The sequence below is a fragment of the Roseibium limicola genome (assembly GCF_017313085.1).
GTDB lineage: Bacteria > Pseudomonadota > Alphaproteobacteria > Rhizobiales > Stappiaceae > Roseibium > Roseibium limicola.
In genome coordinates this window covers 181,606-194,893 of the sequence record NZ_JAFLNF010000006.1, presented here as the reverse complement: position 1 = coordinate 194,893, position 13,288 = coordinate 181,606, and the positions used below count along the sequence as shown (strand labels likewise).

Here is a 13,288-nt window from a genome sequence, read left to right as displayed (position 1 = left end):
TTACTTGCGGGCCGCATCGCATTCAGACCGCCTCTCCCAAGCGGCTGCGACTTGTCTTTGACATGAAGGCAAGGCAGCCTTGTGGCAGACGCCTGAAGTCCCCTGTGAACAATGCCAACTCTGGATTACGCCGTGACCATGCCCATCGCCATCTGGTGCCTCCTCGCCGCTGCCATTCTGCCCATGGCCACCCTTTTTCCGGCAAAACTCAATCGGGAATTCAGCAACCGCACACCACGGGACCCCGACTATTGGAAATCCGGATTCCGATCCCGCGCCCTTGCAGCGCATGCCAATGGCTTTGAGGTTTTTCCATTTTTCGCCGTCTCGGTGATCGTAGGTCTGTGGCAAGGTGGTAATCCCGACTGGATCGATAAGCTTGCCATGCTGTTTCTATTGCTGCGGTTGATTTACATCGGCTGCTATTATGCTGACCGCCCGACACCGCGTTCACTTGCGTGGACCGCCGGATACATCAGTGCGGTGGCCATTTTCACATCGCCGCTCTGGAGCGTATAGAAGGGACGCGGGTGATCAAAAGACCAAGCACCGCCTGAGCCGATCAACCTGTAACTGTCCAGCTGTCCTCCTGGCGATAATTGCAAGTCTGCCCTGACTGGGCTAACGATCTGTCTGACGTGTGGCAGGCAAACATAAAGGACCTCGAGTGGCCCTCTCCACCTCTTCTGCGGCAAGCATCAGACACAAGGGCCGCACCAAACCGGCCACAAACGCGCAAGAGACCGTCGATACGCTAATCTATGAGCGTGGGCAGAACGTCATGCACCAGCCCTGGTGGCCGCTTTTGCGCCCGCTGGCGTTCAAGGTGCTGCGCTACCGGGAGGCCGTCGATATGGCCGGGGCGATTGAAGCGCTCCCCGCGCAGGAGGTGTTTGAATACCTTAGTGCCTTACTGCAACTTAACCTGACTGTGCGCGGACTGGAAAATGTCCCGGAGACCGGCCCAGTTGTTCTGGTTTGCAACCACCCCACAGGTATCGCCGACGGTATAGCCCTTTTCGATGCCATCAAAGCCCGCCGCAAGGATCTCTCCATCTTTGCCAATCGGGATGCCATCCGCATCAATCCGCGTCTCTCTGACATGATTGTTCCGGTCGAATGGCGCGACGAATTCAAGAGCCGGCAGAAAACCCGTGAGACCCTGTCGCTGACTGCCCGAGCTTTCACCGAGGAACGGGTCGTGGTGCTCTTCCCCTCTGGTCGTCTGGCCTATTGGAACGAAGGCAAACTCACAGAGCGCCCCTGGATGACATCGGCCATTGCGTTGGCGCGCAAAAATGGCGCGCCGATCATTCCAATGCATATGGGCGGGCGCAATTCCGGCCTGTTCTACTTTCTCTCTCGCCTTTCGACAGACCTGCGTGACATGACGGTTTTCAACGAGCTGTTAAACAAGAAGCAGGCGAAGTTCCTGGTGCACTTCGGCAGACCGATCGAAGCCACGGACCTTCAGGGCAACATCAACACGCTGGCGGACAGTCTGCGCGTCCATTGTGCCGAAACGCTGGGCAATGATGCAAATGCTGTCTACCGGCCCTGAAGCTGATAGATATCCCCGTTTGCATGGGGGCGAAGCTCTGACATCCATAGGCTAAGATTGCCCTTCTCGTGCAAATCATGAAAGGTGGCGAGAGCTCAAGGGATCAGCCACACATGCCAGCCTCGCAGCCGCTTGCCGCGGACGCCGTTTTCGATTCGACCTCTAAAGACCCGTGCGACGTGTTGCGCACCGTGTTCGGCTATCCTGAATTTCGAGGGCGCCAACGTGAAGTGATTGACACCCTGATTGGGGGTGGCGATGCCGTGGTGTTGTTTCCGACCGGCGCGGGCAAGTCTCTCTGCTTCCAGATCCCTGCGTTGTGTCGCCCGGGCATCGGCATCGTCATCTCGCCGCTGATTGCCTTGATGAAAGATCAGGTCGGCGCCCTGGAAGCGGCCGGCGTGGCTGCAGCAGCTCTGAACTCGAGCCTCACTCCCCAAGAGCAGGATGACGTGCGGGCCAGGGCGCAAGACGGAAGTCTGAAGCTGCTCTATGTGACACCCGAGCGGCTTTCCAATGAAGGTTTTCGCCGCTTCCTGGACACATTGAACATTGCCCTTTTCGCGATCGATGAGGCTCATTGCGTCAGCCAATGGGGCCACGACTTCCGCCCCGAATATCTCTCACTGGCCACACTGGGCGCGCGCTATCCCGGCGTTCCCCGCGTGGCTCTGACTGCGACCGCCGATCCGCACACCCGCGACGACCTGATCGAGCGTCTGCAGCTCAACACGGCCGACATCTACACCACAAGTTTCGACCGCCCGAACATCCGCTATGAGATCGTCGAACGGCAGAACCAGCGTCAGCAATTGCTCGATTTTCTGAAGCGGCACACGGACAAGAGCGGCATCGTCTATTGCCTGTCTCGCGCCAAGGTCGAGGACATTGCCGAATGGCTGAAGGCCAAGGGCTTCAAGGCCCTTCCCTATCATGCCGGCCTGCCGCCGGAAGTGCGCGCCGCCAATCAGGATGCCTTTCTGCTTGAAGAAGGCCTGTGTCTGGTGGCAACAGTGGCTTTCGGCATGGGTATCGACAAGCCTGATGTGCGCTTCGTAGCCCATCTGGATCTGCCGTCTTCCATTGAGGCATATTATCAGGAAACTGGCCGCGCGGGCCGCGACGGCGCGCCATCAGAGGCCTGGATGTCCTATGGCATGGCTGATGTGGTGCAGCGCCGACGAATGATTTCGGAAGGCGATGCCCCCGAGGAGGTCAAGCGAGCTGAGAACGGCAAGCTGAACGCTTTGTTGGGTATTTGCGAGACGGTCGGATGTCGTCGCCAGTCCCTCCTCGCCCATTTCGGCGAGACCTATCCGAAGCCCTGTGGCAACTGCGACACTTGCCTGTCACCGGTGGAGACCTGGGACGGAACGGAAGCTGCGCAGAAGTTCATGTCGGCTGTCTACCGCACCGGTCAGCGCTTCGGAACCGGACATGTCGTCGATGTTCTGCTCGGCAAAGAGACCGAAAAGATCGCTCGGTTCAGCCACTCAGACCTGAGTGTCTATGGCATCGGCAAGGAACGCTCTCCGAAGATGTGGCAGTCGGTGGCACGCCAGCTCGTCGCTGCCGGTCTGATGGATGTGGACCACGCCAACTTCGGCGCTCTGATCCTGACAGAGGGGGCCCGGGCTGTTTTACGCGGCGAGGAAACCGTGCGTCTTCGTAAGGACCGTGCAGCCTCCAGTCTCAAGCAATCCCGTGGCGAGCGCTCCGCCGGCCTGGCCGACGAACTCGATCAGGACGACCGGCTGTTGTTTGAGCGCCTGCGCCGGATGAGAACGCAGATTGCCCGCGAAAATGAAGTGCCGCCCTATGTGGTGTTCCCCGATGCCACGCTGGCCGGCATCGCCAAGGCCCGGCCGACCAACGACGACGCCCTGCTTGGAGTATCCGGCGTTGGCCAATCAAAGCTGGAGAAATACGGCCGCGAATTTATCGAACTGGTCGAGGCGTTCGAAGCCGGCGTCTGAGTATCCGCCTTCAACTCACGGCCGGTTCAATCGCGTCGGTCCTCACGACTGACTGAGCTTTGTTGCGCAGATATCCAGCCGCTCTCGTGCCCATATAGGTCGCAGGCAAGGTGATCAGAACTGCCATCATGAATTGCGCCTGCGAAGTCAGCAAGGCCCCCGGTTCCAGCGCCTGGAGCACACCAGTGATATAATGCCCGATGAATGTCATGGGGATCAAAAGGGCCGCAAAAAAGTCACGCCCTGTCTGTAGCCGCCCATTTCTCAAATGCTGAGACACCGGGCGGGTCATCAACAATGCACTCCACGCCAGCACGAGCCCGGTGAAACACCCAAGCCAGAATATCGGCGCGTGACTGCCCTGAAGTCCCCGAGCCACGGCAAGACAACCGAAGATGGCTGGGACTATCAGCACCGTCAGTGGCCGGACCTGCCGCACCCTCAGTTGCGATATTGCGGCATAGAGGCAATAGACCAGCAAGAGCCAGACACCTGAGGGGGTATGTCGGATAATTTCGACATAGAAAGTCATATTGCAATTCCAATGGCTGAGAATGTTACGCTATTTCTAGGCCAAGGAAGGCAGTCTTTGAGCAGACCGGGCAACGCGACATGAATGAAACACACCAGAACTTCGCAGATGGCAGACCATTGCAACTGGCGCTTCGTGAAATGCACGGGCTGCTGAGTGATCGGCGAACCTATGCCATTGTGGGAGGAGTCATCTGCATATTGACGCTGTCGGGCCCCTTCGGCACATCGGACGACATGACGCTGCTGCCCAGACTGCTGTTTTGGAGTTTGATCGTCGCAAGTGGTTTTGGGATCGGCAACTTGACGGGTTCAATGGTCGGGCACACGCTGAGGCTCGCCGGTCTCGCCCGACCGCTCTGCTACGCTCTTGCCGGGTTTGCTGCCGGGTTGGCGGTATTGCCTGCCATCCTCATTCTAAACCTGATCTTCTTTCAGGCGGACCTGACAAATACGGGCTACCTGCTCCGACAATTCCTGAACTGTCTCATCATTGGCGGAGTGGTGGCCCTCAATCTGGCCATTTTTTCTCGTAACTCGCGGACATCGCCTGACCCTCAGAACAGCTCTGCGGAGGCATCATCGGTGCTCGACAGGCTGCAACGAAGGTTGCCCGTGGAAAAGAGATCGCCGCTGCGTTGGCTTTCCGTCAGTGACCATTACGTCGAAGTTGCCACCGTGAAGGGACGGGAGCTTCTGCTGCTGCGATTGAAGGACGCGATCGAGGAAATCGATCAGACAGACGGGCTGCAAATCCACCGGTCTCACTGGGTTGCGAAAAATGCCATCGAAAAAGTAAGCCGCGAGAATGGCAAGACGCTCATTCACACAAGCGACGGCCCTATCCTTCCCGTCAGCCGGACCTATCTGCCTGAGCTGAAAGCGCGCGGACTGTTGCCTTCCAGCCGCTAAGGTCTGTTGATTAGGAGCCGTGTTTGGCAACGCCCTTGAAGGCTTCTTCACCCCAGACTTTCTTCACCCGCTCATCGCGTCCGCAGGCCTTGCGATAGCCCTTGTAGGCAGTGGCACGAGTGACATAACCAAAGCGGGTTAGGGTTCGCGCATCGGATTTGTAATAGCCTTGGTGATAGGCCTCCGCTGGCCAAAACAAAACGCTGCCTTCCACCGGCGTGATGATCTTGTCACCCAGCACCTTCTCAGCATCGGCTACCGCTGCCCGAGCAGTATTAGCCTGGGCATCGGTCAGAGGGTAAATCGCCGAGGAATAGGCATGCCCGCGATCGCAGAACTGGCCTTTGGCATCTGTGACATCAATGGTGCGCAGGAAAATATCAACCAGCTGACGGTAGCTCAGCTTGCCCTCGTCAAAGTCCACCTGAACCACTTCCCTATGGCCGCCGTCTTCATAAGTCTTGTAGGTCGGGTTCTGGCTCATCCCACCCGCGTAGCCCGAAACGACATCGCGAACCCCTGCGACCGTTTCAAGGTCAGATTCAACACACCAGAAACAGCCCCCCGCCAGGATCGCGGTTTCAGCCTGGGCCGCAGGTGTGACCGCCAGGGATGAGGTCAGCAAAAGCGCGGTTGCGACGACGTGTTTCAACATGAGTGCCTCCAAAGTTAGCTTGGAAACTAAGAGCCCCCCGCCGAAAGGCAACTCAAGTCGCTACACAAAATCGAGATTCCGGCGTCACGAGAGGTTTCTTGAACCGCAGTCAATGCTGAGAAGACCGAGAACTGGGCCTGGGCCTGAACCGAAGTGAAACACCCGGATACCCCTTCTCCTTGATTTTGTCGCTGTGGCGACCACGTAGAGGACAGCCGCGCAAGACAGTTCTCCCAGAACCCACCTTCAGGGCAGTACATTTGCCCGCTAAGATTTCCAGCAAGGAGCTTTGACAATGGTTGAGCAACCAATGATCACCTTTTCAGATGGCAACGCCATTCCTCAGGTTGGGCTCGGAGTCTATCAGACGCCGAATGACGGCGCTTCAGCTGCAGTGCAGGCCGCGCTGAATGCCGGATACCGACATATCGACACGGCTGCGATCTACGGCAACGAGGAGGGCGTCGGCAAGGGAGTTCAAACCTCGAACGTCGCGCGGGAAGATATCTTTCTGACCACCAAACTCTGGAATGACGCCCAGGGATATGAAGCGACGTTGATGGCCTTCGAGGAGAGCTTGAAGCGGTTGGGCACCGACTATGTCGACCTCTACCTGATCCATTGGCCCGCGCCGAAAATGGACCTCTACGTCGAGACATGGAAAGCCTTCATCCAGCTTCAGAAGGAAAAGCGGATCAAATCCATCGGTGTCTCGAATTTCAATCCGGACCATATCGACCGGCTGGTGTCGGAAACCGGCGTGAAGCCGGTCATCAATCAGATCGAGCTGCACCCGGACTTTCAGCAAACAGAGTTCCGTGCCTTTCACGACAGCCAGAACATTGTCACTGAAAGCTGGAGCCCGCTTGGGCAGGGCAAGCTGATGGACAATGGCGTGCTTGTCGAGATTGCCACGAAGCACGGTAAAACACCGGCTCAAGTGCTCATCCGCTGGCATATCGACATGGGGTTGGTGACCATCCCGAAGTCCTCCAACCCGGAGCGGATCAAGGCGAATTTCGACGTCTTCGATTTCAAGCTGGATCAGGACGACCTGGCGGCATTGGCCAAGCTCGACGATACCAAGAACCGACTCGGGCCAGATCCCCTGACGGCGGATTTCTGATTTTCGGTGTTTCCGACTTCGCGCGTCATACGAAGCGGTGTGCGTCATTGCCGGACTCGATCCGGCAATCCATGCCGTAAACCCACTTCATCGACACCTTAGGCTGTCGAGATGCAACAGCATGGATGCCATGGTCGAGCTATGGCATGACGCGGCAGGGTGATACTTTTTGTAACTTTGAACCAGCAAGCTGAGCCGAGACCAGACTTCAAACAAAAAAGCCGCCTTTTTGGGGCGGCTTTTCTAATTTCAATTTCCATCTCGAAAAATCAGACGCGACGTTCGACCAACATCTTCTTGATCTCGGCGATTGCCTTGGCAGGGTTCAGACCCTTCGGGCACGCCTGAGTACAGTTCATGATGGTGTGGCAGCGGTAGAGGCGGAATGGATCTTCAAGATCATCGAGACGCTCACCGGTTGCCTCATCGCGCGAGTCGATCAACCAACGGTAAGCCTGAAGCAAGATGGCCGGGCCGAGGTAGCGGTCGCCATTCCACCAGTAGCTCGGGCAGGAAGTCGAGCAGCAAGCGCAGAGAATGCACTCATAAAGGCCGTCGAGCTTCTGCCTGTCTTCGTGTGACTGGCGCCATTCCTTCTCAGGCTGTGGCGTCGTCGTCTTCAGCCATGGCTCGATGGAGCGGTGCTGAGCATAAAAGCGCGTCAAATCCGGGATCAGATCCTTCACCACCGGCATATGCGGCAGCGGATAGATCTTCACAACATCACCAGCAACCTCATCCGTACCTTTGGTACAAGCCAGGGTGTTGGTTCCGTCGATGTTCATCGCGCAGGAGCCACAGATGCCTTCGCGGCAGGACCGGCGGAAGGTCAGGGTCGGGTCGACCTTGTTCTTGATGTAGATCAGGCCGTCGAGAACCATCGGGCCGCAGTCATCCGTATCGACGAAGTAGGTGTCGACACGCGGATTGCGTCCATCATCCGGGTTCCAGCGGTAGATCCGGTATTCCCGCAAGTTGGTCGCACCGGCAGGTTTGTCCCAAACCTTGCCTTCCGTCACCTGAGAGTTCCGGGGAAGCGTCAGCTGAACCATTTTTCATCGCTCCGCGTTTGGGCCCTGGGTTCGCGTCCGGGCCGCTAAAATCACCGATCCCTAAGAGCCGAGCTCGAAGACGGTGTTGTCTGTTGTCGATCCGGCAGCGCGGTACCCGAGGATTTCCAGTTCGGAAGTACAATCCTCGACCCAATGCGGCCGGCAGTTGGTTTCAAGCATGATGACACGAGGCCACAAGACCCGGTCAGCGGTGCGCAAGAAAGGAAGAACCACACGATCCTCGAAGCCTTCCACGTCCACCTTCAAAACGTCGATACGCTTCAGCCCCTTGTCCGCCACCACATCGGCAAGCGGGCGGACAGTGACCTCTTTCGGTGTCCAGTCACCCGCCCATTCGCCGGTGGTCAGATCCTCAACCAGCGTGGCAAAGCCGCAATTCGACGGCTCTGTCCAAAGAGACAGCGTTCCTGCCTTGTCGCCAATCGCCACTTCCGCCAACTGCACCCTGCAGACGTCAGTGGCAAGACCGTTGGCCTGAAGGTTGAACCGCAGCTTGGCAGCCGTTTCCGGATTGGCCTCGACCGCCAGAACCTCAGCCCCGCAGCTGGCCGCAAAGAGCGTGTAGCTGCCGATATTGGCTCCGACATCGACGAAGACCGAACCAGAGATCAGAAAAGGCTTGAGAAGCTTGTGCTCCGCCCGTTCCGGCAGTCGACCTTTGGCCAGAATCTTGCGGTCATCATAGTTCTGGCCCGGATAAATCCGGAACCGGAGACCGTCGACTTCCGTGTCATACGGCCCCTTGAAGACCCGCGACACCAGAGCACGGATCCGCTTGCGCAGAGAAACGGACAGATCATGACGATCCGCCAGCTGCCAGGCATAGCGGACCAGTCCCTCGGCCTTGTAGGTGCCGAAGGGACTGACCGTGTCCATGAGGGTCGCAGATACGCTCAAGGGTCTTTCCGTTCCTTAGTAGACGCGCGCTTTTGGCGCGATCTTCTTCATGTCGATGCCGCCGTCCTCGAACTTGGTCAAAGGCTCGGTGACAACCGCACGGTAATCCAGCTTGACGTCGCCGGCGTCATTCACCCAGGCCAGGGTGTGCTTGCGCCATTCGTCATCATTCCGGCCACCGAGCGGGCCATCCTTGTAGTCCTCACGTGCATGGGCGCCACGGCTTTCCTTGCGGGCTTCCGCGCCATAAACCGTCGTGATGGCGTTGGCCATCAGGTTTTCCAGCTCGAGAGTTTCGACAAGGTCGGAGTTCCAGATCATTGAGCGGTCGGTGACCTTCAGATCCTTCATCTCTCCCCAGATCGCGCTCATGCGCTTGCAACCCTGCTCCAGGCTTTCCTGGGTCCGGAAGACGGCAGCGTCTTCCTGCATGGTGCGTTGCATCTTGTCGCGCAGATCTGCTGTCGGCGTGGAACCATTGGCGTTCCGCATATTGTCGAAACGATCCATGATCTTTTCGCAGGATGCGGCGTTGGCAGTCGGGACAGCGGTCTTCGGATCCACGACTTCACCGGCACGGATGGCTGCAGCACGCCCGAAGACCACAAGGTCGATCAGCGAGTTGGAACCAAGGCGGTTGGCACCATGCACGGAGGCACAGCCGGCTTCACCGACGGCCATCAGCCCCGGTACGATCCGGTTGGGATCATCCTTGGTCGGGCTGACGACTTCGCCCCAGTAGTTGGTCGGAATGCCGCCCATGTTGTAGTGAACCGTCGGCAGAACCGGGATCGGCTCCTTGGTCAGGTCGACACCGGCAAAGATCTTCGCCGATTCCGAAATGCCCGGAAGGCGCTCATGCAGCAAGGCTGGATCAAGGTGATCCAGATGCAGGAAGATATGATCCTTGTCCTTGCCGACGCCACGGCCTTCACGGATTTCCATGGTCATGCAGCGCGAGACAACGTCACGCGACGCCAGATCCTTGGCCGATGGCGCATAGCGCTCCATGAAGCGTTCGCCTTCGGAGTTGACCAGATAGCCACCTTCGCCGCGCGCGCCTTCGGTAATCAGACAGCCGGAGCCGTAGATGCCGGTCGGGTGGAACTGAACGAATTCCATATCCTGCAGAGGCAGCCCTGCGCGGGCAACCATGCCGCCGCCATCACCGGTACAGGTGTGAGCAGAGGTCGCAGAGAAGTAGGCACGGCCGTAACCGCCCGTCGCCAGAACCACGGACTTGGCCGTGAAGCGATGGATTGTTCCGTCGTCGAGGTTCCAGGCAATCACGCCCTGACACACGCCGTCGTCGGACATGATCAGATCAAGCGCGAAATACTCGATGTAAAACTCGGCGTTGTTGCGCAGGGACTGACCATAAAGCGTATGCAGAATGGCGTGGCCCGTCCGGTCGGCAGCGGCACAGGTACGCTGAACGGGGGGACCTTCACCGAAGTTCTGCATGTGGCCGCCGAAAGGACGCTGATAAATGCGCCCGTCTTCCGTCCGCGAGAAGGGCACACCATAGTGCTCCAGCTCGTAGACTGCTTTCGGGGCCTCACGGGCCAGATATTCCATGGCGTCGGTGTCTCCGAGCCAATCGGAGCCCTTCACCGTGTCATACATGTGCCATTCCCAGCTGTCGGGCGTCATGTTCTTCAAGGAGGCAGCGATGCCACCCTGAGCCGCGACGGTGTGGGAGCGGGTCGGAAATACCTTGGTGATGCAGGCGGTGCGCAGGCCCTGCTCGGCCATGCCGAGGGTCGCACGCAAACCTGCGCCACCAGCGCCAACCACCACTACATCGTAGTTGTGATCGACAAACTCATAAGTCTTGGCCATTCGGGTCAGCCTCCAAAGCCAATTTTCAGCACGGCAAAGATGCAGCCGAGCCCAACGCTAACGCAGAAGAATGTATTCGCCATCAAGGTCAAGAACTTGAGGCTTTCGCCGTGAACGTAATCCTCGATGATCACCTGCATGCCGAGCTTCATGTGGAAGATTCCGGAGAGGATCACCAGCAACAGCAAGATGGACACCAGCGGATTTTCAAGCGTCGCAAGGACGCCTTCATAGCTGTCGCCCTGCATGGAAATCACGAGGATCACGAAGAAGGAGATCAGGAACACGTTGGCAAATGCCGTGACGTGCTGTTTCCAGAAGTGATCTGTGCCTTCCTTCGCCGAACCAAGGCCGCGTACCCTGGAGAGCGGAGTGCGTAAATCGGACATGACGTTTCCCCTCAACGAACCAGATAGCCGATGATCCAAAGAAGGATCGTCAGTGAAACGGAGCTGATGATGGTGATGCGCGCCATCCACTCGGCGAACTTGAGTTCAAACCCCTTGCCCAGCGACCAGATCAGGTGGCGAACACCACTCAGCATGTGATGCACCAGGGCCCAGGTGAATCCAAACAGGATCAGTTGGCCGATGATCGAGCCGTAGATCGCGTTCACGAACTCAAAGTACTCCGGGCCAGCTGCGGCTGCGATCAGCCACCAGGCCAAAAGAATCGTTCCAAAGTAAAGGGCGGCACCGGTGATGCGGTGGACGATCGACACCACCATCGTGAGGATGGGCTTGTAGATCTGAAGATGGGGCGACAGGGGGCGATTGCCCCTCAGGTCGGCATTCGACATGGATTTCTCTCCCGTCCGACGCCAGTCTTACGTTAACGTAAGCGTAAGCAATACAAGGCGTTGTCTAGAAGCGTTCTAGCGCCAACGCTTCGGTTCGTCAAAGCATCCTAGTGGCGAAATCTAAACGAGTTCTCCGATTAGCAGTGAATTTTTGCCGCACTGCATCGTAAAATCCAGTCAATTGCGCCCTTTAATTCGATTAGATCGCAGCATGGCGCCTAGTGTCGCAAAATTTCAAGAAACCCACCCAAAGGCTAATCCTTGAAAAATTAACTGCCACGACTGCGGATCCAGTCTCGCCGTCAGGCAAAGACAGACCATCCGGTTTCCCGTACCAACAGTTCAATGGCCTCGGTTCCTAGTTTGGAATTGCCGTATTCATTTAAACCGGGAGACCAGACCGCAATCGATGCACGGCCAGGCGCAAACGCCAAGATACCGCCACCGACGCCGCTCTTGCCTGGTAAACCCGCCCGGAATGCAAAATCGCCGGACCCGTCGTAATGACCGCAAGTCATCATCAGAGCCGCCATACGCCGCCTTCGCTCACTGGAAATCAGGCGCGGCATTCCGGGCCCGTTGATCAGGAAACGCCCGGCCAGGGCAAGCTGCCTGCAATTCATTTCCACGGCACACTGATGCGAGTAGGTACCGATAACCTTCTCCACCTCGGCATGCAGATTTCCGAAGGAGGCCAGGTAATGCGCCAGTGCGCGGTTTCTGTGGCAGGTCGCCACCTCAGACGCGGCAACTTCATCATTGATATGAATAGTATCATCGTCTGCGGCGGAACGGATGAAGCGCAGTAACTGACCCAGCGCCTCCCGCGGTGACGACTCGCCCAGATAGGTATCTGTGGCGACCAGTGCCCCGGCATTGATGAAGGGATTGCGCGGGATGCCATTCTCCCGCTCCAGCAACAGCAACGAGTTGAAGGACAGCCCAGAAGGCTCCCGCCCCACCCGCTTCCACAAGGCGTCTCCGACCTTTCCAAGCGCAAGCGCGAGGGCGAAGACCTTGGAAACAGACTGAATGGAAAACAGCACATCCGCATGACCGGCGGTAAAGACCTGGCCATCCACGGTCGCCACGGCAATTCCGAAGTGCCCCGGATCAACCTTGGCCAATTCGGGAATGTAGGTCGCGACGTTGCCACGATCCGGAGATCCGCCAAGTGCTGTGTGAATTTGGTCGAGAAGGTCTTTCATAACTCCCTATGTGCCACATCTGGAGGCCTCGACGGAAGGGACACCTTCATGTCTCTGGTCTGCCGGCACTCAGATCCTCCTGCGAGACAAAACGGCATGACACTTGCTTAAATTTTCTCCCTGACCATTGAAGGAACCCAGATGATGGCGATCACCGGAACGGGCCTCGGGCGGTTTGCTTCACAAGCCCAGGAAAACAGCCAATCTTCTCCTACAAACGGTTCGTCCAGGAGCTGGATAGCTGAGTTGGAGAAGGCGGTAAAAACATTCGCACACCGGGAAAATGCTACCACCCCCGACGTAAGCTCATCATCCGCTTTGTCGGAGATCATGTCGCGATACGACCTCAACAACATTTCACCCAGGGAGATCGATCAGCTTGCTGATGAGCTTTCAGAGGCCGGCGGCGTCAGTTTTGATGGATTGGGCCTGCTTGTAACACGCGGTGAGAAATTCCGCATGCACATGATTGAGAGCCTTGGAGGAGATCCAAGCACCTTCGACCCGACGAGGCGGTCCGACCTTGCCGGATCCATGGCAGAACAAAGAGACTTCGCCGCAAAGCGGGGCGATCCCCTAGAATGGTACGACCAGACGCTTGCCCTGTTCGACAGACTGCAGGAAGCCAGACAAGAAAATGCCACGCGGCAGCCCGCCGACACGATGGCCCTTCTCGACCTTCAGTCGATCTAGACCTGACTGTCCGGG

General features: G+C 57.7%; 14 protein-coding genes. 6 read left to right on the top strand and 8 right to left on the bottom strand.

Annotated elements, in window-relative coordinates; translation table 11 throughout:
• The first annotated feature begins 138 nt into the window (after positions 1 to 138).
• The 3 genes from J0X15_RS14595 (at position 139) to recQ (ending at position 3,537) form a co-directional block, all read left to right on the top strand.
• Positions 139 to 519 carry an MAPEG family protein gene (locus J0X15_RS14595; protein ID WP_206942431.1) on the top strand — a complete coding sequence of 127 codons (381 nt, stop codon included), beginning with the start codon at positions 139 to 141 and terminating at the stop codon, positions 517 to 519.
• A 148-nt stretch (positions 520 to 667) separates the two neighbouring features.
• The gene (locus J0X15_RS14590) at positions 668 to 1,561 is read left to right on the top strand and encodes a 1-acyl-sn-glycerol-3-phosphate acyltransferase (RefSeq protein ID WP_209015353.1); all 894 of its coding nucleotides are present in this window, start codon (positions 668 to 670) and stop codon (positions 1,559 to 1,561) included.
• Positions 1,562 to 1,674: 113 nt separating this feature from the next.
• Positions 1,675 to 3,537 carry a DNA helicase RecQ gene (gene recQ, locus J0X15_RS14585; RefSeq protein ID WP_206942232.1) on the top strand — a complete coding sequence of 621 codons (1,863 nt, stop codon included), beginning with the start codon at positions 1,675 to 1,677 and terminating at the stop codon, positions 3,535 to 3,537.
• 10 nt (positions 3,538 to 3,547) lie between these two features.
• Here the strand turns inward: recQ and J0X15_RS14580 are convergent, their stop codons facing one another.
• Entirely contained in the window at positions 3,548 to 4,069 is a 522-nt protein-coding gene (locus J0X15_RS14580) for a hypothetical protein (protein ID WP_206942231.1), read from the bottom strand.
• A gap of 80 nt (positions 4,070 to 4,149) precedes the next feature.
• Here J0X15_RS14580 and J0X15_RS14575 point away from each other — a divergent pair, with 80 nt between their 5' ends.
• A complete protein-coding gene (locus J0X15_RS14575; protein WP_206942230.1) occupies positions 4,150 to 4,980 on the top strand; it encodes a LytTR family DNA-binding domain-containing protein in 831 nt (276 codons plus the stop codon).
• A 10-nt stretch (positions 4,981 to 4,990) separates the two neighbouring features.
• On the opposite strand, the gene msrA is transcribed toward J0X15_RS14575, so the two are convergent.
• Complete coding sequence (gene msrA / locus J0X15_RS14570; protein WP_206942229.1) at positions 4,991 to 5,635, bottom strand: peptide-methionine (S)-S-oxide reductase MsrA; 645 nt, start codon at positions 5,633 to 5,635, stop codon at positions 4,991 to 4,993.
• A 295-nt stretch (positions 5,636 to 5,930) separates the two neighbouring features.
• Between msrA and J0X15_RS14565 the strand changes: the two genes are divergently transcribed.
• Complete coding sequence (locus J0X15_RS14565) at positions 5,931 to 6,761, top strand: aldo/keto reductase (RefSeq protein WP_206942228.1); 831 nt, start codon at positions 5,931 to 5,933, stop codon at positions 6,759 to 6,761.
• Positions 6,762 to 7,030: 269 nt separating this feature from the next.
• On the opposite strand, the gene J0X15_RS14560 is transcribed toward J0X15_RS14565, so the two are convergent.
• From J0X15_RS14560 to J0X15_RS14535, 6 genes are all read right to left on the bottom strand, one after another.
• On the bottom strand, positions 7,031 to 7,813 hold the full coding sequence (locus J0X15_RS14560) for a succinate dehydrogenase iron-sulfur subunit (protein WP_206942227.1): 783 nt from the start codon (positions 7,811 to 7,813) through the stop codon (positions 7,031 to 7,033).
• Between the two features lie 60 nt (positions 7,814 to 7,873).
• Positions 7,874 to 8,731, bottom strand: coding sequence for an FkbM family methyltransferase (locus J0X15_RS14555; RefSeq protein WP_209015352.1), 858 nt, complete (start codon positions 8,729 to 8,731; stop codon positions 7,874 to 7,876).
• A 15-nt stretch (positions 8,732 to 8,746) separates the two neighbouring features.
• The gene (gene sdhA / locus J0X15_RS14550; protein WP_206942226.1) at positions 8,747 to 10,573 is read right to left on the bottom strand and encodes a succinate dehydrogenase flavoprotein subunit; all 1,827 of its coding nucleotides are present in this window, start codon (positions 10,571 to 10,573) and stop codon (positions 8,747 to 8,749) included.
• 5 nt (positions 10,574 to 10,578) lie between these two features.
• The gene (gene sdhD, locus J0X15_RS14545) at positions 10,579 to 10,962 is read right to left on the bottom strand and encodes a succinate dehydrogenase, hydrophobic membrane anchor protein (RefSeq protein ID WP_206942225.1); all 384 of its coding nucleotides are present in this window, start codon (positions 10,960 to 10,962) and stop codon (positions 10,579 to 10,581) included.
• Positions 10,963 to 10,973: 11 nt separating this feature from the next.
• Positions 10,974 to 11,372 (bottom strand): succinate dehydrogenase, cytochrome b556 subunit, encoded by a 399-nt coding sequence (sdhC, locus tag J0X15_RS14540; RefSeq protein WP_206942222.1) that lies wholly within the window; start codon positions 11,370 to 11,372, stop codon positions 10,974 to 10,976.
• 302 nt (positions 11,373 to 11,674) lie between these two features.
• Positions 11,675 to 12,580, bottom strand: a complete 906-nt coding sequence (locus J0X15_RS14535) for a glutaminase (RefSeq protein ID WP_206942220.1) — start codon at positions 12,578 to 12,580, stop codon at positions 11,675 to 11,677.
• Between the two features lie 141 nt (positions 12,581 to 12,721).
• On the opposite strand from J0X15_RS14535, the gene J0X15_RS14530 reads away from it, so the two are divergent.
• Complete coding sequence (locus J0X15_RS14530) at positions 12,722 to 13,273, top strand: hypothetical protein (protein ID WP_206942218.1); 552 nt, start codon at positions 12,722 to 12,724, stop codon at positions 13,271 to 13,273.
• The last annotated feature ends 15 nt before the right edge of the window (positions 13,274 to 13,288 follow it).

Bases quoted from the DNA above. Each gene is read 5' to 3' on its own strand.
- J0X15_RS14595 (WP_206942431.1), top strand. From the start codon at position 139: ATGCCCATCGCCATCTGGTGCCTCCTCGCCGCTGCCATTCTGCCCATG.
- recQ (WP_206942232.1), top strand. From the start codon at position 1,675: ATGCCAGCCTCGCAGCCGCTTGCCGCGGACGCCGTTTTCGATTCGACC.
- J0X15_RS14580 (WP_206942231.1), bottom strand. From the start codon at position 4,069: ATGACTTTCTATGTCGAAATTATCCGACATACCCCCTCAGGTGTCTGG.
- J0X15_RS14575 (WP_206942230.1), top strand. From the start codon at position 4,150: ATGAATGAAACACACCAGAACTTCGCAGATGGCAGACCATTGCAACTG.
- msrA (WP_206942229.1), bottom strand. From the start codon at position 5,635: ATGTTGAAACACGTCGTCGCAACCGCGCTTTTGCTGACCTCATCCCTG.
- J0X15_RS14565 (WP_206942228.1), top strand. From the start codon at position 5,931: ATGGTTGAGCAACCAATGATCACCTTTTCAGATGGCAACGCCATTCCT.
- J0X15_RS14560 (WP_206942227.1), bottom strand. From the start codon at position 7,813: ATGGTTCAGCTGACGCTTCCCCGGAACTCTCAGGTGACGGAAGGCAAG.
- sdhA (WP_206942226.1), bottom strand. From the start codon at position 10,573: ATGGCCAAGACTTATGAGTTTGTCGATCACAACTACGATGTAGTGGTG.
- sdhD (WP_206942225.1), bottom strand. From the start codon at position 10,962: ATGTCCGATTTACGCACTCCGCTCTCCAGGGTACGCGGCCTTGGTTCG.
- sdhC (WP_206942222.1), bottom strand. From the start codon at position 11,372: ATGTCGAATGCCGACCTGAGGGGCAATCGCCCCCTGTCGCCCCATCTT.
- J0X15_RS14535 (WP_206942220.1), bottom strand. From the start codon at position 12,580: ATGAAAGACCTTCTCGACCAAATTCACACAGCACTTGGCGGATCTCCG.
- J0X15_RS14530 (WP_206942218.1), top strand. From the start codon at position 12,722: ATGATGGCGATCACCGGAACGGGCCTCGGGCGGTTTGCTTCACAAGCC.